The following is a 17,421-nucleotide window of genomic DNA, read 5'->3' as shown; positions in this document are numbered from 1 at the left end:
TCCAATAAAGTTGAGTAATTCAGGTTTCTGAGGCTTTCCCAAGTGGCCGCAGTTCTCCGCGTGCGACGGCATCCGGTACGGAGAATGAGTAGCGCCCGAGCATGTTGATATGCTCATGACCAAACGGCGAAAGCCGCGCCTCGTCTTCGGGTCGCACCGGATAGCCTTCGCGGCGTAGCTGTGTGAGTATCGCGTCCATGTACAAGGTGTTCCACAAAACGATCATGTTCACGACTAGTCCGAGCGCACTCAACTGATCCTCCTGTCCCTCGCGGTAGCGCTGGAACAGTTCTCCGCGCTTGCCGTGGAAGACCTCGCGGGCCAGGCTATGGCGACCCTCGCCGAGATTGAGTTGCTGCAGCGTTCCGCGTCTGCGCGACTCGTCGTCAATGAAGTTCAGTGTGTGAATAGTCTTGTCGATGCGACCAATTTCAGCAATGGCCTGGGCCAGTCGTGTCGGTCGCTCATCGACCTGCAGGGTGCGCATGATTCCCATCGCGGGCACCAGGCCAAGTTTGAGTGAACCAATCAAACGCAGTACGTCGTCCCAATGTGGTGTGATGCGATCAAGGTTGACGCACTGTTTTGCCAGAGCGTTGAGTTCGCCGTAGTCGGCTTGTGCATCGACTCGCCAGAACCGAGTGCCACCGATGTCTGCCAAGCGTGGGCTAAACCTATACCCCAGAAGCCGGAACAAGCCGAACACTACATCGCTATAAGCGCCATTGTCGGTCATGATCTGCGTGGGCTGCAATTCGGTCTGCTGCTCTAGTACGACCGCCAGTAACACCAGGCTGTCGCGCAAGGTGCCGGGGACGGTAATCGCGTTTAGCCCCGAGCATTGATCGGACAGCAGGTTATACCAAGTCACGCCGCGTCCACGATTGAAGTATTTTGGGTTTGGTCCGGCATGGACGGTGCGTACAGGCACCACAAAGCGCATGCCGTCAGCCGAAGCTACATCGCCGCCTCCCCAAGTGCGGGCCAGTGCGATGCGGTTTTGTGCGGCTACCAGCACGGCATTGCAGGCAGTCAGCGTGTCATCCCGCACGTAGTTTTGATCAACCCACAGCAGTCTGTCCCGCCGCAGTGCTGGTGTGTCCTGGCGTGCAAACGGTTCGGGGCCAGTGTTGCAGGCTTCGGCCAGGAGCACCGCGCACAGACTGGTGTTTAGATCGGCGGCCCGTGCTGTGCGTTCAGTTAGATGCGAGAACGCCTCCATGCAGTCGGTGCGGGTTGTTATCTCCAGTAGGATTTCCGGCAGATCGACGCGGGGCATGCGTATCTTGATCTCATGACGCAAAGCGATCAGCGATGCCGGTTCCGCCAATGCTTCCAGCGGGCTGAGTACCAATTCTGTCTTGTCGCCGACTGTCTCAAAGCGAACTGCGTCGTTGTCGGGCAGGCGTGCAGCGACGCGCCGATAGGTTTCATCCAGTTCCTGTGTCAACGCGGCCAAGGTGGCCTGCGGTTGCACGCTCAACTCCAGTGAGCGGCAAATGACAGGCCGCGCAGCCTCCCACTCGGTCCCTTCTAACAGGCCCGCGCGCGGGTCGGCATATCGCCAGCTTGAATTGACAAATACGTCGCGCCGACGAATCGCCACACGCAACTTGGCGAGGGCACAGAAGGCAAAGGCTCTGGAATTGACCTTTCCGTCCTCTCCCACGACATGACGTTGCCATGCCTTGTCCACAATGGTGATAGCTGGGTCATGGTCTGGCCTCTGATGCAACCATTGCAGTGCCTGTACCAGTGGGCGTGCTGTCGGATTGGCGTCGAACTGGATGACACGCAGCAGCGTCGGTAAAAAGCGCGTCACAGTCGCCTGTTTGGCCGCCAGTTCGGTGTAAAACACATCGTCTGGCGGGCGCACCAGAGTACCAATATCGTTCAGGGCCTGGGTCAGTTCGTCTTGTCCAATAGCGGCATACACACGCTCGCGTAATTCGCAGTCTGGCAGACTTGGGTCGAGTAGCATTCGACATGCGCTGGCCAGCATTGAAGCAGCCCGATCCAAGTCTTTCAACGTACGCTGCCTGGTCTTGCGATCTTCCTTTTGCGCCTTACTAAACAGTTCGCGCAACAACTGGTCGAGCACATCAAGGGCATCGTCATGAGCACTGGCTTCTAGACTGTGGACAAAAGACACCAGGGTAGCCATGCGCCGTGCGTCTGGAAGTCTGGCCACAGCTGAGACTTTGGCGGTGCTGGCAAAGCGTGCCAATGCCCCGATGCGACTGGGCGGTACCTTGGTATTAGGCAGTTTGATTCCCAGATCACGTATCGTTTCGATGCGCAACAATGCTTGTACCAGTGCTGGGGCACTCACGCGTACCGGTCCCTTGCGTAATCGATCAAGCCAGGACTGGCGACTGCCTTCGACAGGATCCAGCAAATCGTCAAGGCGCTGCCGCTGGACATCTGTTACGTCACGCGTCAGCAACCGCCAAAGGCGCGACTCCATGCGCGACCGCACCTCGGCAACGAATCGTTCCAAAAGGGTGACGCCAGGCAGCAGTACCTTGTGACCGATCAACCAACTGTTGGCATGCTCGAAAAGCACACTCGGGCGATCGGTGCCCGTCCAACACAGGGCGCATAGCCAGCGCCCAAGGTGAAATTGATTGCCGGTGTCTGCGAACTCACGGTAGCCATAGCGTGCGCGGATTTCGGTTGTGTGCTGCCAGCGCTGCCTGGTTCTGCGATAAGCTGCGACGCAATCGGCAAACTCAGGGATATTGAGCTGGGTTGCGAGGGTGCGCAGTACGGCTTCTGGCACGGCAGTGGGATCCTCCAGAAACGTACCAAGAAAACGCACGGTTGTCAGTTGTAGTGCATAGCCCAGACGGCTGCTGTCACGACGTTTGGTGGCGATCCACTCGCGGTCATCATCGTCCAGGTGGAAGTAGCGCGCCAGTTCTTCACTGGAAAGTGTCTCTGGATAGCGAGCGTAGCGTTCCCGTTGCGTGGTCGACAGGAAGCTGACGGGCATGCGTTACAGTACATCGGCGCAAAAAGTGGCCGGGGTGACGATCCGCGTACGGCCGATGCTGCCACGTTGCAGCAACCCGGCCCGTCGATCACCGGTTACGAGGTAGTCAGCCTCGCCAGTCACTGCCATCGCGAGCAAAAAGGTGTCATCAGGATCCTCAGCTTCAATGCCCTCCGCCAGAGGCAGTAACGTATCCAGTACGATGGCGCGTTGCATGTTGTTGACCACCGTGCCAACGCGGTGGGCAGGCAAAATAGCCTTGAGCTTCGGATAACGACTTACACGACGCAGCTCGTCGAGCTGGGCCGTTGATGTCACCAGATCGAAACGCTTAGCGCGCCAGGCACGATAAATCGCATCGGGTGCGCCGAGTGGCGAGATCAGTGCGCCGAGCAGGACGTTGGTGTCGAGAATGACCCGCATCAGTGCTCACGCGCCCATTGCACGGCCTCGTCGATGAGATCGGTCAGCTGCGTTTCGCTCATGCCGGCGGCGGCGGCCTTCGCCTGCTCGACAGCTTGTTCCAGTAAATAAGCGCGTACGGCCTCCTCGATAAAGCGTGACAGATCGCCTTTGCGTCCTCCGCCGTGAGCCGCGATAAACATGCGGACGGACTGGTCCACGTCCGGCGATACGGCGATGTTCCAGCGAACAGTATTCATGTGCTCTCCTGATCGGTGTTTTTGCATTTAGGTGTTTGTACGCTTTGTTACGCTACACTGCAATGGTTCGATAAAACGATCGTTTTTCGAAACTTTAACAAACGATCAGCCGTACACGCCGTCTGTGCCCACAACAGGTTCATAATAATGGTTTGACGTATCAAAGTTCGATATTGTCGAAATCAGACGAGTAAAGAAGACTTTTGATGAAAATCGGCTATGCCCGCGTAAGCACGCGCGACCAAAATCTCGACCTGCAGCTCGATGCACTCAACCGCGCCGGTTGCGAACGCATTTACCAAGATGTAGCCAGTGGCTCGAAAACGGCGCGGCCCGCATTGGACGAACTGCTTGGCCAAGTTCGAGCTGGGGACGTGTTAGTGATCTGGAAACTCGACCGGATGGGACGCTCACTCAAGCATTTGGTAGAGCTGGTGGGCAATTTGATTGAGCGCAAGGTCGGCCTGTTGAGCCTGAATGACCCCATCGATACCACCAGTGCACAAGGCCGGCTGGTATTTAATCTGTTTGCATCGTTGGCCGAGTTTGAGCGCGAACTGATTCGGGAACGCACCCAGGCAGGACTGTCGGCCGCGCGAGCACGCGGACGGATGGGCGGACGGCCGAAGGGGCTGACGCCACGAGCGCAGGCGACGGCGATGGTTGCCGAAACGCTGTATCGTGAACGTAAGTTGTCCGTTGCCGCTATCGCGCAGAAGCTGCACGTCTCCAAGAGCACGCTGTACAGCTACCTTCGGCATCGCGGCGTAGCGATCAGCGCCTACGAGAAGTCGGCGCGAAAGGCATCCGGCGTGCGGGACAATGGCAACACCGGTATCAGCACGACCAAGGTCGCCACCCTCCTGCTGACTCTGCGGATTGAGAACAACAGTAAATTTGTGCGCGGTAAGAAACGCACGATAGAGCACATTGAACACTTCTATCTCGATGAGTACGACGCTCAGCGGCGATCGAACGGCGAGTACGAACTGAAGGTGCCTTACGACAGCGATGCAGAGTTGGACGACACGGTGAACGAGTTGCTGAGCGACATCGCCAGTGGCGCGGACGACCGCCACTGCTTCTCCGAAAGCGAAGTGCACATGGAGGGTACTGACCGGTACTGGTGACGTAGGGGCTTAACTGACTTCCCTGTTCCATTGCTCCCCAGACCCCGTATTCGCGCACGGCCTGACGTTTGCCATCGGTGGTGCGCAGCAGCTTTTGCACGATGATGTATTGCAGAACGCTCAGTAGATCGTGGGCCGTAGCCTCGCGCATTTCCGAGGGCACCATGGTCAGGCACCGTGGAATGGCCTCTCCAGGTGAATGGATGTGCAAGGTGCTGAGATTGAAATGGCCCACCTGTCCGGCCAAAACGGCGGCCTGGAAGGTCTCCAAATCCCGCATTTCACCCACCCCGATGATCGACGGTGCCCGGCGAAGATCTGCCCGAATGCCGTCGGCATAGTTGGCAACGTCTCGACCTATCTGCAGCTGCGTCGAGGCCAATACATCCCCTGGACGCGCGAGAATGAATTCGATCGGGTCTTCGATCGTGGTCACCTTGCGGTCAGGATCGGTGTCCAGGCAAAAGCGATAGATAGCGGCCGCCTGGGTACTTTTACCCGACCCCGTGATTCCACCAATGAGCCCTAGACCATTGGACGGCAACAACGCTTCGAACAGATCTTCTTCCAGCCCCATCTTTGTTAGATCCGGGATATCAGATGGAATGATCCGCATCGTCAGGGCGATGGTGGTGTCCAGTCGCCCAGCAGTGGCCTGCACAAAGTTGCAGCGAAAGCGTAATCGCTCGCCACGCTCCAGGCCGTAACGCTGGTTGATGTCGCCATCCAGCTGTATGGCCCGGTCAACAGGGCGACCACCACGTACCGTCGGCCGAATCTCAGGGCTGAACAGATCATCGAGGAGCTTGGACCACGTATCGTCAGCCAGCACAAACCGGCTGGCCTGGCGCAAGCGACCTTGATGCCCGACCACCAGGTGGTTACCGCCCTGGATGTGAATGTCGCTGGCTGACTGCCGTGCACACCAGACGAAAAAATCGCGCAAGGTGTCTGCATTCAGCCCGTCTTCAAAAGCGTAGGGGGCAAAATCCATTGTCTGTGTCGTCTGGGTCATGGCTGCACCTTGTGTATCACCGGATGCCACTGGGTTTTGTCAGGAACAAAGCCGGCGTTCTCCTTGAGGCTTCGTACGCGATCGCCGGTGGTCAGCTTCTGACGATCCCCCGTCACGGTCTGCTGTTGATCCGTGACGACCGGCGCCGTGATGAACCCCTGACGTAGTAACTGCGAGTACATCAGCATGCCCCGGTAATCTCGGGTCAGGCGGTTGAAATTGGCTTCAAGGGTCTGATCGGCACTTTGCCGCCCTTCACCCCAGCCCTGGCGGACCGCCGCTTGCCAAAGCGCCTTCTGCAAACGGTTTTCAGGTGTGACTGCCACGGTTTCATCAGGGCCAGACGATGACAGGCCCGCCATCAACCAGGTACGCCATGACGGAGGGTTACTGACGAACCGTTCGGGCACGATGATTTCGTAAACATGGCTTGCAGTGCGTATCTGCCGTGGCGTGATATGAGCCACGTCCACCGCCTCGTCGATGACGGGAGGTAGCCAGCCTTCACGGCTGATCAGGGTCCGAAAGTCATACAGGGTATTGAGTCGCCCGATCTGCCCCTCCAATGCCTGGCGTAATTCCCACGCGCGCTCAGCCTTACCGCCGCGAAACCCTGTGTTGCGTCCCGATTCCTCCAGCAGTTGTCGCCGCGATTCGGTCACGTCTGCTGACGGCGGGTCAGCGGGGGCAAGATAGCTTTCCAGTGGCGCCGGCGTGTCGGCGGGTGTGGAAGGTGGCGTATGTCCACACCCTTGCAGGCCCTGCAACAGGACAAGCGTCAAAATTGATTTTTTCACTGACGCCCTCCCGCCTTCTTGGCAGGCTCCGCCTGCGCAAAGGCCAGGGTCAGTTGCCCTGGAAGCTGGGTCAGGGTCGCACGCCAGGCTGTTTGCATCTCGATCAGGCGCAACAGATTCGCATAGGAGATTCCATTGACCTTGAGGTTCACTGGCAAGGGCAGGCGCACGCCGGTCCAGGCAAACGTCTGACCGCGCTGGCGGGCCAGATGGGACAGCAGCTCAATTGCGTCACCGCTCCAGTCAACCGCCACTAGGTCGCTCTGAGCACGGATAGCATCGGTCGGCAGGGTTGACCGGGTATTGATCGCACCTTCCATCCACAGCGTTTCTTGCTGTAACGCAACCCGATCAAGTACCGGCGCAGCTGTTGCAGAAGGCGTAGGAGCAGCCGGCGGTTTCTCACAAAAACTCTGGCAGCCAGACAGCAGCAATGCCGCCGCCGGCGCAGCCCAAAGGGAGTATTTCATCGATAGTCTCCTGACACCCCAAACCGGGCGCAGTCATTAACGGATAGCGAGGTGGGCCGGTGCAGCGCCCAATGCTTTGAGGCGGTCGTAGACGTTGCGCACTTGCTGCGCGTAATGCAGGCGCCGTTGCTCCTGGCGTTGCGAAGGGTCAAAGCCTGCGTTATACGAACCCAGGCAACGCCAGGTATTGCCGCACACACGAAGATGTTGAGCCAGTACCCAAGCCCCCGCCTGAACGTTAAAGCAGGCGTTGGAGAGAAGGTCCTCCGCTCGCGTGATCAGTCCCATCCTAACCAGTCGGTTAGCGTTGCGCGTGCTGATCTGCATAACGCCGTAGTCGGTGCTGAGCACTTTTCCAGACGAATCTCGGTTAAGGTTCACTGCACCAGGCTGCAGTTTACTTTCCTGTATGCCGATCGCTTGCAGTAGCACCGGATCAACTCCATAGCGCTGGCCAGCCTCCTGGAAGCAGAAAGCAGAGGCCTGCAACGGCGCCGACAATGCCAAAACCAGCCATAGGCAGCGCATGGCTAACCCCCGGCAACAGGCACAGGCCTGACGGGAGCTTTGACTGCGGGAGCCTGTGCTTTAGCGGTCGGTTTGACCTGTGCTGACACGGGAGCAAAGGAAGGAACAGCGCTGGTCTGGTGCAACCGGCTCTGCGCCTGGCTCACCGAAGAAGCGCTCTGTCGGATCAGCTCATCCACCCGTTCCCCCGCCGGTTCCTGTGCGAACTGGGCCGTCGGATGGCTGCACCCTGACAGAGAGATGAGCAGCACGGAAAAAAGGAGTCTCTTTTGCATTGCGACCTCCTCAATGACTACCTTTTGGAGTCATCAACCATTTTTTGGATAGCCGCTTCCAGGAAGTTATCGATCAGGTAGCGAGCAAGTTCCGAGGGTGAAATCTGCCTGCTGCTGTTGGTTTCATAGCTCACCCGTGTCGCGGCTTTGTTCAGCGCCTCCACCCTGACCGCTCGGATATAAACGCTTACTGTCTTGGTGGTTGCTTCATCTTTGGATGACGCCATGGGAACTCCTGAAGGTTGTGAGAACGCAAAAAAACACCGCCTGGCTAGACCAGGCGGTGAAATGGGAAATCGTGGGAAGTGGTAATGCCTAGGCGGCACGTACCCTCGAATAGCAAAGGGTTCCGTGGCGCCTGACAAGGCGCTCCAGCGCTGCGTCCTGGGCCAGGAGCGCAAGGAAAGCCGCTCTACGCGCAGCATCAGATTTCATGTCGATGATCAGACGCAGCGTTTTTTCCAGCTCTGTCGGCAAATTACGAAACTCGATGCAATCAAGCGCACGGTTGGAACGAACCAAAGCCGCTGCCTTCAAGCCCTCTACTGTGCTGTCCTGCATGACACACGCTTGACCGCCGAACTGAACAAACCCACGGGCGCCGTTCAACGCTGTGATGGTGGTGGTGTGCGTCACTTGGGGATCGAAGCGCAGCAGCAGATAGCCAGGAAACAAACGCACCACCTTCTCTGTCGATGAAGGGCGATCAGGACGTTTGCGGTAGGTAATGCTTTCGGGGGAATACACTTCCACATCCAACCGCTCGATCGACGTGATAAGTGACTGATAAACGGAAGAATTGTGCATCAAAACACGCCAATTTTTCATAATCGGATCCTTTTGATCAGGCGCTCTTTCGAATTCCCAAACCGCTGAGCGCAGGGGCGAGTGGTGTGCTGATGGAAACCAGCTCCATCTGTGACTGGGCCAGGGATGACCGTCAGGTGATGGATTTGTAGATAACAAAATAGAGCAAACACAAAAAAAATCAACCAGAAATGAATAAAAATATCTATTTCTGGTGTTTTTTTTTAGAGCGTCAGTGCTGATGCTCTCTGGCTCCAAAAAGGGATCAGAAATCATGCGCGATTTTGTCGCCGCTCGCCTGAAGCTGCTACGCACAGGTAAGGGGCTGAAGCAGTCTGAAGTGGCAGAACTCATAGACTGCGAGCCTAATACCATTAGCCGGTATGAAAGAGCTGAAACTATGCCTAACATCGAAGATCTGCTAAGGTTGGCAGACCTATTCGGGTATCTCCGATGGAGATACTTCCACCACAAGACTCTATAACTCAACGTATCCATATGCTCCGACAAAACCTAACTGAAAAAGCTCTTCAACTAGAGACTATTGAAGACTTGGAACAACTAATAAAACTTGCAGATAGCCTGCGTGATAAAAAGAAGTAAAATCAAACATGTTCATACCGATTTAAAATATTCTTATACTTACGTAAAATTTCTTCAATACGTAGCACTCTATAAAAGTGGATCAATATCGAACAGGCATCTAAAGGAATCAATCTAGTGTGAGCACGAACGGCGCTAAATTGCTTCTCGAACTCCAAAAGATCTAAAAGCTCCTTAAATTCTTCTTGCATACCAAGGCGATCTTCTTTTGAAGAAGATCGCCTTTGCAAGTAATAGCACACACCAACCCAACAGGACTGAGTAGCGTCTAATAAAGCGTATACATCACTTGCAACTTGGTCTATTGAAAAGATACCGCCAGACAAGAAAGATGTATAACTTTCGTCTAAACGCATCACATCAACCAATTCCTTTAACTCAATTCTCACTTCATCTTTTTCAATTTCCATTATTTTCTCCATACACTGTACACGCACTATCTATGAAAAAAGAGACAGACCTATTCATCAGTTCTTGAAACTAGAACTCTTACCACCTTGATCAAATGCGCAAGCCACGACCAACAAAACTGCTGATAAAATCAAGATCAGTACAACTCCATGTGTTGAATGCTCTGGAGAATTTGAAACCAGCGATAACGCTCCAAGTGGGGCTAGGCCACCTGCGATAGCAGTTCCAATCTCTCGACCAGTGCCAACGCCTGATGATCTTGTGTTTGTGGGAAACTGGCGACTCAAGAAAGAGCCTTGTGGAGCGAACATCATCGGCGCAAGTACACCGGTCGCAAAACCTATAGCTATGAATATCCACGAGCTCTGTCCCGTCTCCAAGAGCTGCATAAAGGTGTATGCAAACATGGCTGATAACGCTCCTCCAGCCATCAATACTTTCTTGCTGCTCCAGCGATCACACAAAGCACCAAAACAGGGAACCGCAAAAATTGCTATTAGACTGGCAATGGTTACAGAAAGTGAAGTGGTGTTTGCAGATACCCCTTTATACAACGTGAGATATGCAAGTGAAAAGGTTTTGAATATATAGCTTAGGGCGTTATACCCAATTGCAACAAGAAGAACTACAACTAGACCTTTGAAGTCTTTCTTAAGCAAAGTCAGCAAAGGCGCTTTTTCTATACCAGTGTTCGACGTGACCTGGGATTTGTTGTCGTCACTGATCTCCTGGAAGGCAATCGTTTCTGGAATGCTTCTGCGCACCCACAACCCCACCATCACAAGAACGATACTGGCAACAAATGGGATTCTCCACCCTCCGGCAAGCAAGAATGCTTCACCCTGTATCGTCAGAAGATAGACCGTCAGCGACGATAGAAGCAGACCCAGGTTCAACCCTAGAGCGGGCCATGCGCCCTGGCTGCCGCGCTTGTTCTCGTCAGCATGCTCATACGCTGTGACAGCGGCTGCAGCGAGTTCCGCACCAGCGCCTAGACCTTGCAAGATTCGAATCAACACCAACGTTACTGGTGCCCAAATGCCCAACGTGGCATAACCAGGGATGAGTCCAATAATTGTTGTGCAAACTCCCATTAGGCAAAAGGTCACCATCAACATACGATTGCGGCCAAACTTATCTCCGAGGTGTCCGAAAAGAACACCTCCAAACGGTCTAGCTATGAATCCGATGGCGAAAGTCGAGAAAGACAGTAAAGTTGCATTTTGCGCATCAGAAGGATTAAAGAAAACTTTAGAAAAAACTGTGGCAGCCATTAATGCATACAGATAAAAATCATACCACTCCAGCATTGATCCAATGATGGTTGCAGCGGCAACCTTCCGCAAACGATTTTTGCGCTCGGCTGTAGATTCGTCTGGCATTAATCTAGTTTTTTTACTCATGGCCGTACCCATACTATTATATTTATACGAGTAGCTCTGATTAAACTACAGAGCCTTCTAGTTTTGCCACTATCATTTCGGCTATTGGAATAGCCGAAGTAGCTGCAGGTGATGGCGCATTACAGACATGTAGCATTCTAGAGGTTTGGACAAACAGAAAGTCATGTACAAACCCTCCGTTTTTTGTGACCGCCTGCGCGCGTATTCCTGCGTCCGATGGCTGTAAGTCTTCAAGTCTGAGAGAGGGGTAATATTGACGGCATTGTTCTAAGTAGCTTTTCTTACAGGCCGAATTTTTAATCTCGCTAACTCCGGAGCGTAAATTTTTACCGAGAAGCTTCCAAAAGCCTGGATACATGCTGTATTCCAAAACATCGCGAGCATTGAACGCATGTTTTTTGTAACCCTCGCGAGAAAAACCAAGCACAGCATTGGGTCCAACCGTAACCCCTCCGTCAATCATACGAGTTAGATGAATGCCGAGAAATGGAAGCCCAGCTTCTGGCACTGGGTAGATCAGGTGATTTTATACTGTTGTTTTTTTCTGACGGTAACCGAAAATATTCACCACGAAAAGGTATAATCTGAAAATCGACATCCAGTCCGGCCATTCCAGCTAAACGATCAGACTGTAAACCCGCGCAAACCACTAATTTATTAGCCTTCCAGGATAGCGCTTCTGATGACACCGATACATGGCTCTCATGCTCCTGAATTGCGACTATAGTTTGACCTAATGCTATTTCCCCACCGGCTTTGGCTATCACGCCAGCCATCACATCTGATACGAGGCGATAATCCACAATACCGGTGCTGTCTACAAACAGTGCGCCCAGACCTGTGATATTGGGTTCGCGTTGCCTTAGCGCCTTAGCTTCAAGTCGTTCAACGTTGAGCCCATTCTGTCTGGCTCGCGCTTCAAGGTTGCTGAGCGAGGCAAGCTGTCGAGGATTAGATGCCACAAGCATTTTCCCGCAAATCTCAAACGGGATCTTGTGTTCTGTACAGAAGGCTTTTGTCAGCTCTGCCCCACGCTTGCACAGTACGGCCTTCAAACTGCCAGGATCGTAGTAGACCCCAGCATGGATGACCCCGCTGTTATGGCCAGTTTGGTGCTTAGCTATCGCTGCCTCTTTTTCCACGAGTACCAACGAAGCGCCTGGATGCGCCCTAAGCAGTTGCATGGCTGTGGCCAGCCCTACTATCCCACCCCCAATCACACAGAAATCGTAGATCATAGAAATCCTTTTAAATGTCAGGTTGTCTGACAACATGATGAGCGATATTTATACTCATGGATGCTCACTAATCCGCCAGATCGATATTGAGCCGTAGCGCGGCAGCCTTGAGATGCATGCGGGCACAGTGAGCGGCTTCAGAGGGATTTCGTTTTGCTATTGCGTCGTAGATTTCACGGTGTTCACGGATGGCACCACTTGGACCTATTTCAAGTTTTGAGGAGTTTTCCCAAGCCATGAAACGAGCCTGGATTAACTGGCTGCCTAAGAAGTCATGGAAGGCAGTCAGATATTCGTTTTTGCACGCAGCTACGATGGCGCAATGAAATTCACAATCTGCCTTGGAGGAGATTTCGAAATTTCCCGCGTTACTCTCCATCAGCAACATGGCATCAGACAGCCGCTTCAAATCTGCATCTGTGTGCCGCTGCGCAGCAACAGACGCTACTTGTATTTCAATCCATGAGCGCAATTCAAACAATTTAGCTAAGCCAGCCGAATGGTCCTCGTTGCTTGGCAGCCGGAAGACCGTTCCACCGGGAGTTTGAGAAACAAAGGAGCCACTGCCGCGACGAATCACTAGCACGCCATCAGCTTTCAGCTGCGAAATGGCCTCACGTACCACGGACCGGCTTACACTGAATTGATCAGCTAACTCATGCTCTGTCGGCATCTTCGACTCTGCTGGGAGCCGTCCGCTCACAATCTCTCTGCGGATCGCAGAGACGACACCTTCGACGAGGGAGTGAGGACGTGGAAAGCTAAGCATAAAGTTTATGTCCTATTGTCAGACAATTATGCTAATTAACTTTGGATCCAGTTGCGATTTTTGCCGACGAATGGCTGTTGTAGTTAGCATGCTTGGTATCGAACTGCCGTGACAGAACGGATTCCACTAGCTCCTACGATACGGTTTTCTCGCCAATCAGGTAGCCGGCATCCGAGGAATGGATTGGCAAATCTTTGTCAGAGAAATCCATATAGGCAGGAGGCAGCTGGAGCCCCCCATAAGCGGCGGGGTTCAATTCAGCTGAAAGTCCCCCTTCTCAGGACACGGTCGTACATTTTGAATGTAGGTCCTGACCATTTCTGATGGCTCGCCTCAACTAACGAACGGCCTTGGAGGCTGGTAACCATCATCGGGGCGTCATCCACCTGGTCATGCCGAGCTGGGGAATGGGTACTCACCTCCGGCTCGTCGTATCCGTAATACTGACGGTGATCCTTCTCGATCACGTCATAGCGCGCCAATGCTCAGTCCTGTTTTACCGTAAAGAATTAATTATCGCTGCCGAGAGCATTACAGGTGAGCAGGTTACAACCTGGCTCGCATTATGAGCAGCAAGCCGCTTGCGCTTTGAATGTACTGACAGAGAAGCCTTGCGATGCTGAAAAAAATGATGGGGGCCTTGCGCACCCTGATGTCCGTGCCTTCCGATAATCCCCGGCTTTTGCAAGCCCAATACGTCGCTTTGTCCCGACAACTGCCGCTGATGTACTTCGTGCTGTTGGTCAATACCTGGGCGCTTGCCTTTACCCATTGGGCGACTGCCCCGATTTGGCTGACGTTGCTGGTGCCGACAGTCCTCACCATCGGGTGCGGCATTCGCGCGCGCAAGTGGCTGCTTACGGTAAACAAGCCGCCGCCAGCTTCAAGCACTATTCTCGAGACGCTTCGCGGCACCAATAGGCTGGTGGGTATCATCTCCACCGCATTTGCGGCATGGTCTTTATCAATGTACCCCTATGGCGATGCCTATACCCAGGCGCAAGTGGCGTTTTTCATGGGCATCACCGTGATTGTGTGCATTTTCTGCATGATGCATTTGCAGTCTGCAGCCTTGATTACCGCAGTGATCGTCAACACAGCGTTCGTTATTTTCTTCGCCTCAACACACAACATCACGTTTATCGCCACGGCGGCAAATATTGTGCTGGTATCGATCGGCATGCTGATCATTCTTCGCTATCAGTACCGCGACTTCACCAGCCTGGTGAACGCCCAGTTCAAGACTGAACAACTGAGCAACGCGAACCTGATGTTGGCCAATCGGGACAGCCTGACCGGCCTGCCTAACCGTCGGCATTTTTTCCAGACACTGGATACGGCGATGAACGAGGCACTGCTACAGCGCAGCGGGCTAGCGGTGGGTGTGCGGATCTGGACGGTTTCAAGCCGGTCAACGATCTTTATGGCCATAGTGTTGGCGACAGGCTGTTGATGCTGGTCGCCGAACGGCTGACCACTGCTGCGAGCGATACCGTCCACGTGTCTAGGCTGGGCGGTGACGAATTCGCGCTGGTCATCAAGGGCGACATCAGTAACGAGGCGTTACTGATGTTCGGCAAGCACCTTTGCACGTTGATGCATGAAAGTTTCGAACTCTCGAAATACCGATCCAGATCGGCGCGACTCTGGGTTTCGCAACGTATCCAGCTACCGCCGACAATGCTACCCAATTGTTTGAATATGCCGATTACGCCCTTTACCAAGGCAAGAATCACAACCCCGGGTCCACTTGCCTGTTTTCGGCCAGTCACCGTGAACAACTTAGTGCCGATGGCGTAACCTGACTGGCCGATAGGCCCGTATGCCCGTCCTTGAACGAGCGTTTCCAGGACAACATGCCTTGCAGCGCGAACCAGACGCCCAGCATGCGCACCAGCACTTAACACGGCATTGGCCGCATCGGCTGCGACACCAAAGGTGCCCACGTCCACGTAGCTGATGGCATCGAAGGTCGCGCCCTGCCAACCAAACTGGCGGGCGGCAGCACCGATCATTTGATCGAGGCCGGCCAGGCCACCACAGAGCAACAACACGGCGATGACCTTGCCGCCACCTTCCGCAGGGCCAGGTGCTTTGCGCGCGGCACTGGCGTGAGTGGCGAGGTAGCTCACAGCGCCAGTGACCGCAAACAAGCTGCCCAGCGTGAAGGCAAAGTTGACTAAGGAAGTCAGCAGGTTGTGGGACAGATTGACCAACATTTGAATCGCGTCAGTACTGCCGTCCATGATTTACCTCATTTGATTGTGCCCGCGCTGGTCAGCACTTCGCGGGCCTGGGATTGATGCCGGTGACGGTCACCTGGCCCAGTTTCTCGCCGGGACTGACGGCCTAGGTCTTGTCCTGCCAGTACACCCAGGCCATGCCGTTCTGAATGGCTTGCACGCGCATGCCATTCAACGGCGAACGTGTTTTAGCGACTGGCTTGCTGACCTGCTGTGTCGTGGTCGTCGCGCCGGGTCGTCCTTCAAGGAAGGACAGACGTGCTGACAAGACGCTGTTTTGCGCTTGTGCCTCAGCCAGTTGCTGTTGCAGCGCCTGTTGTGCAACCCCTGAGTCTTGATCGTTTCGGACAAGCGCTGGATCGCGGTGCGATTCACCTCTGCGTAGGTACGCACCCCGCCGATCATGGCCGCAACCTCGTTCTTGAACTGGCCCAAATCAGACTCGGCAGCGGCTGCAACAGGGTGGGTACTCGACTGTTCAGCGGGCAAAGGCTGCTGTTCTAAGTCATTTTCAAAGGCCAGGCGATTGACTGACGGGTTTTCTTCGCGGGCAAACAAGTACCAGCCAACCAGTGCCAATAACAGGGCAATGCCGATCAGCCAGGGCAGTGAAAGCCCCATGATGATCGGGCGTTGCCACACGCTACGACTGGGAGCCTGGGTGGGAGCCGGCATTTCAATCGTCGATGCCTTGGGCTCTGCTGGACTGAACTCGCTCATTGTTGACTCTCCTGCAGCTTGCGCTGCGCCTGGATTCGCGTCTGGGTCTGCGCACGCCATTGATCAGGCGTCAGCGGTTGGGCTGGGGACTGGGGTTGTGCCGACATGACGGCCTGAGCGGGGGCCGCAGGTTGCACCGTTTCACCGCTTCGCCCTGGGGCAACGGCATCACCTGCGTATACGCCTCGCATGAACTGAATCGCGACCACCTGCCCCTTGAACACATTGACCTGGGTGGCCGGGGTGCGAGCGGCATCATCCGTCAGCACTTTGGCCGCCTGGCCGGCGGCACCGCCCAGAATGGTACCGGCGACCGCCGTTCCATCCGGCATGCCTGGTCGAGCGGTCTGGGTAGAAAAGCCATTGCTGAGGACCTGAGTATTGGCTTGCGAGTACATGTCGCTGATATTGCCAATGCCGCCCAGTACCGCTGGCAACACAATGCGTGACATGTAACGGTGATTCACTTCAGAAGCCACGTTGGCCAACAGGGTGTCGTCCTGAAGCGCATAGGCATCGACTTTGTAATTGACGCCCTTGAAGGCCCTTTCAGTGAAGTGGATCACCACACCATCACCGGCCAACCTGGCGCCCTCGGGTGCCTTGAGCACAGCCCCGGCATACGGCCCGGACAGCTTGCCCAGCACCGGCGTGGTGCTGTTGTCCGAGTCCACACCGATATCGATCACGCCAGCCCCGCGCCAGTAGGGCGGCACCACTTCGACAGGTGAATAGGGTTCTGCGGTGCTTTTCATGGAAGCGGTTTTCAGCTTGGCACCTCCCGGCAGGCTTTCACTCCAGCTGTCATAGCCTCCAGCAGAACCCGTGGTCGTATCGCCTGAGCCATTCAAAGCGTTAGTTCCCCCTAAAACATGGGCGAAGACCAGACCGGACTGCCGCTCTTCGGCTTTTTTTTCAGGATTGATCCGTTCTAGCAATGCCTTCAGACGCAGGTCTTCCTTCTTTTCGGAGTCTTTTGAGTTCTCGTCCTGACGAGTACGGCTACGCCGGGCGGTAGGCTCTACCTGAGGGGCAGGCTTGGCCTTCGTCACAGGCAGCATCACGCTCGTCTGCTCCATGGGCATACTGGCAATGAAGCTGCTGTTTTCGTTTTTAGCCGTGCTGGCCCCTTCCTCGTTGTATTGCTTGAGCAGATCGCGATAGGCAGGGCTTTCAGTGCTGTGGCTGCGCGAAGCTTGTGCTACTCGACCCAGGTCTACCTTCGATTGCGCCGGCTCAGGCCTGGCCAGCCAGTCCCAAAGGTAATAGGCACCGCCAAAAACGACCACCAATGCGCCTCCAACCAGCGCTGCGGTGAGTTTCATGTCGCGTTTGGCATCGTTTTCGTTTGCCAT

The 17,421-nt window shown here is 54.8% G+C and carries 15 protein-coding genes and 4 pseudogenes; 3 read left to right on the top strand and 16 right to left on the bottom strand.

Translation table 11 applies throughout. The features are described from left to right. Window positions 1-19: 19 nt before the first annotated feature. From LJU29_RS28800 to LJU29_RS28790, 3 genes are read right to left on the bottom strand one after another with little or no spacing between them, the layout of a single operon-like run. A complete protein-coding gene (locus LJU29_RS28800) occupies window positions 20-2,995 on the bottom strand; it encodes a Tn3 family transposase (protein ID WP_257113003.1) in 2,976 nt (991 codons plus the stop codon). 3 nt (window positions 2,996-2,998) lie between these two features. Continuing rightward, complete coding sequence (locus tag LJU29_RS28795) at window positions 2,999-3,418, bottom strand: putative toxin-antitoxin system toxin component, PIN family (protein ID WP_044324867.1); 420 nt, start codon at window positions 3,416-3,418, stop codon at window positions 2,999-3,001. Next, window positions 3,418-3,657, bottom strand: a complete 240-nt coding sequence (locus tag LJU29_RS28790) for a ribbon-helix-helix domain-containing protein (protein WP_010216588.1) — start codon at window positions 3,655-3,657, stop codon at window positions 3,418-3,420. The genes LJU29_RS28795 and LJU29_RS28790 overlap by 1 nt, the downstream gene beginning before the upstream one ends. Window positions 3,658-3,863: 206 nt before the next feature. On the opposite strand from LJU29_RS28790, the gene LJU29_RS28785 reads away from it, so the two are divergent. Continuing rightward, complete coding sequence (locus LJU29_RS28785) at window positions 3,864-4,787, top strand: recombinase family protein (RefSeq protein WP_060404573.1); 924 nt, start codon at window positions 3,864-3,866, stop codon at window positions 4,785-4,787. Between the two features lie 46 nt (window positions 4,788-4,833). Here the strand turns inward: LJU29_RS28785 and traJ are convergent. The 6 genes and pseudogenes from traJ to LJU29_RS28755 form a co-directional block, all read right to left on the bottom strand. Further along, window positions 4,834-5,802, bottom strand: a pseudogene (gene traJ, locus LJU29_RS28780) (plasmid transfer ATPase TraJ); the annotation flags it as partial. Further along, window positions 5,799-6,599 carry a type IV secretion system DotC family protein gene (locus tag LJU29_RS28775; RefSeq protein WP_054071642.1) on the bottom strand — a complete coding sequence of 267 codons (801 nt, stop codon included), beginning with the start codon at window positions 6,597-6,599 and terminating at the stop codon, window positions 5,799-5,801. The gene LJU29_RS28775 and the pseudogene traJ, both read right to left, overlap by 4 nt. Continuing rightward, window positions 6,596-7,069 carry a DotD/TraH family lipoprotein gene (locus tag LJU29_RS28770; protein WP_005759124.1) on the bottom strand — a complete coding sequence of 158 codons (474 nt, stop codon included), beginning with the start codon at window positions 7,067-7,069 and terminating at the stop codon, window positions 6,596-6,598. The genes LJU29_RS28775 and LJU29_RS28770 overlap by 4 nt, the downstream gene beginning before the upstream one ends. 36 nt (window positions 7,070-7,105) lie before the next feature. Then, a complete protein-coding gene (locus tag LJU29_RS28765; protein ID WP_005759121.1) occupies window positions 7,106-7,597 on the bottom strand; it encodes a lytic transglycosylase domain-containing protein in 492 nt (163 codons plus the stop codon). Window positions 7,598-7,889: 292 nt separating this feature from the next. After that, window positions 7,890-8,099, bottom strand: a complete 210-nt coding sequence (locus tag LJU29_RS28760; protein ID WP_005759117.1) for a hypothetical protein — start codon at window positions 8,097-8,099, stop codon at window positions 7,890-7,892. An 88-nt stretch (window positions 8,100-8,187) separates the two neighbouring features. Beyond that, window positions 8,188-8,700, bottom strand: coding sequence for a transcription termination/antitermination NusG family protein (locus LJU29_RS28755; RefSeq protein WP_005759115.1), 513 nt, complete (start codon window positions 8,698-8,700; stop codon window positions 8,188-8,190). 220 nt (window positions 8,701-8,920) lie between these two features. On the opposite strand from LJU29_RS28755, the gene LJU29_RS28750 reads away from it, so the two are divergent. Then, a complete protein-coding gene (locus tag LJU29_RS28750; RefSeq protein ID WP_306459413.1) occupies window positions 8,921-9,163 on the top strand; it encodes a helix-turn-helix domain-containing protein in 243 nt (80 codons plus the stop codon). A gap of 121 nt (window positions 9,164-9,284) precedes the next feature. On the opposite strand, the gene LJU29_RS28745 is transcribed toward LJU29_RS28750, so the two are convergent. The 4 genes and pseudogenes from LJU29_RS28745 to LJU29_RS28730 form a co-directional block, all read right to left on the bottom strand. Further along, window positions 9,285-9,692 carry a hypothetical protein gene (locus LJU29_RS28745; RefSeq protein WP_005759111.1) on the bottom strand — a complete coding sequence of 136 codons (408 nt, stop codon included), beginning with the start codon at window positions 9,690-9,692 and terminating at the stop codon, window positions 9,285-9,287. A gap of 57 nt (window positions 9,693-9,749) precedes the next feature. Continuing rightward, a complete protein-coding gene (locus tag LJU29_RS28740) occupies window positions 9,750-11,096 on the bottom strand; it encodes an MFS transporter (protein WP_257113047.1) in 1,347 nt (448 codons plus the stop codon). Between the two features lie 40 nt (window positions 11,097-11,136). Then, window positions 11,137-12,334, bottom strand: a pseudogene (lhgD, locus tag LJU29_RS28735) (L-2-hydroxyglutarate dehydrogenase). Between the two features lie 67 nt (window positions 12,335-12,401). Continuing rightward, the gene (locus tag LJU29_RS28730) at window positions 12,402-13,103 is read right to left on the bottom strand and encodes a FadR/GntR family transcriptional regulator (RefSeq protein WP_122320626.1); all 702 of its coding nucleotides are present in this window, start codon (window positions 13,101-13,103) and stop codon (window positions 12,402-12,404) included. A gap of 616 nt (window positions 13,104-13,719) precedes the next feature. Between LJU29_RS28730 and LJU29_RS28725 the strand changes: the two are divergent. Further along, a pseudogene (locus tag LJU29_RS28725) lies at window positions 13,720-14,905 on the top strand (diguanylate cyclase domain-containing protein); the annotation flags it as partial. Here the strand turns inward: LJU29_RS28725 and traQ are convergent. The 3 genes and pseudogenes from traQ to traO all read right to left on the bottom strand — a co-directional run. Beyond that, window positions 14,905-15,349, bottom strand: a pseudogene (gene traQ, locus LJU29_RS29455) (conjugal transfer protein TraQ); the annotation flags it as partial. The pseudogenes LJU29_RS28725 and traQ overlap by 1 nt on opposite strands. A gap of 168 nt (window positions 15,350-15,517) precedes the next feature. After that, window positions 15,518-16,066, bottom strand: a complete 549-nt coding sequence (locus LJU29_RS28715) for a hypothetical protein (RefSeq protein ID WP_257113046.1) — start codon at window positions 16,064-16,066, stop codon at window positions 15,518-15,520. Beyond that, on the bottom strand, window positions 16,063-17,421 hold the full coding sequence (traO, locus tag LJU29_RS28710; protein WP_257113045.1) for a conjugal transfer protein TraO: 1,359 nt from the start codon (window positions 17,419-17,421) through the stop codon (window positions 16,063-16,065). Before traO ends, LJU29_RS28715 begins: the two co-directional genes overlap by 4 nt.

This window comes from Pseudomonas ficuserectae, assembly GCF_024584585.1.
Lineage (GTDB): Bacteria > Pseudomonadota > Gammaproteobacteria > Pseudomonadales > Pseudomonadaceae > Aquipseudomonas > Aquipseudomonas amygdali.
The sequence above is the reverse complement of the archived record's forward strand: the minus strand, read 5'-3'. Positions and strand labels throughout refer to the sequence as shown.

What these genes read in the sequence shown, in the direction of transcription:
- LJU29_RS28745 (WP_005759111.1), bottom strand. Translation starts at nt 9,692, where the DNA reads ATGGAAATTGAAAAAGATGAAGTGAGAATTGAGTTAAAGGAATTGGTT.
- LJU29_RS28740 (WP_257113047.1), bottom strand. Translation starts at nt 11,096, where the DNA reads ATGAGTAAAAAAACTAGATTAATGCCAGACGAATCTACAGCCGAGCGC.
- LJU29_RS28790 (WP_010216588.1), bottom strand. Translation starts at nt 3,657, where the DNA reads ATGAATACTGTTCGCTGGAACATCGCCGTATCGCCGGACGTGGACCAG.
- LJU29_RS28765 (WP_005759121.1), bottom strand. Translation starts at nt 7,597, where the DNA reads ATGCGCTGCCTATGGCTGGTTTTGGCATTGTCGGCGCCGTTGCAGGCC.
- LJU29_RS28785 (WP_060404573.1), top strand. Translation starts at nt 3,864, where the DNA reads ATGAAAATCGGCTATGCCCGCGTAAGCACGCGCGACCAAAATCTCGAC.
- LJU29_RS28730 (WP_122320626.1), bottom strand. Translation starts at nt 13,103, where the DNA reads ATGCTTAGCTTTCCACGTCCTCACTCCCTCGTCGAAGGTGTCGTCTCT.
- LJU29_RS28755 (WP_005759115.1), bottom strand. Translation starts at nt 8,700, where the DNA reads ATGAAAAATTGGCGTGTTTTGATGCACAATTCTTCCGTTTATCAGTCA.
- LJU29_RS28750 (WP_306459413.1), top strand. Translation starts at nt 8,921, where the DNA reads ATGCTCTCTGGCTCCAAAAAGGGATCAGAAATCATGCGCGATTTTGTC.
- LJU29_RS28800 (WP_257113003.1), bottom strand. Translation starts at nt 2,995, where the DNA reads ATGCCCGTCAGCTTCCTGTCGACCACGCAACGGGAACGCTACGCTCGC.
- LJU29_RS28760 (WP_005759117.1), bottom strand. Translation starts at nt 8,099, where the DNA reads ATGGCGTCATCCAAAGATGAAGCAACCACCAAGACAGTAAGCGTTTAT.
- LJU29_RS28770 (WP_005759124.1), bottom strand. Translation starts at nt 7,069, where the DNA reads ATGAAATACTCCCTTTGGGCTGCGCCGGCGGCGGCATTGCTGCTGTCT.
- LJU29_RS28715 (WP_257113046.1), bottom strand. Translation starts at nt 16,066, where the DNA reads ATGAGCGAGTTCAGTCCAGCAGAGCCCAAGGCATCGACGATTGAAATG.
- traO (WP_257113045.1), bottom strand. Translation starts at nt 17,421, where the DNA reads ATGGCAAACGAAAACGATGCCAAACGCGACATGAAACTCACCGCAGCG.
- LJU29_RS28795 (WP_044324867.1), bottom strand. Translation starts at nt 3,418, where the DNA reads ATGCGGGTCATTCTCGACACCAACGTCCTGCTCGGCGCACTGATCTCG.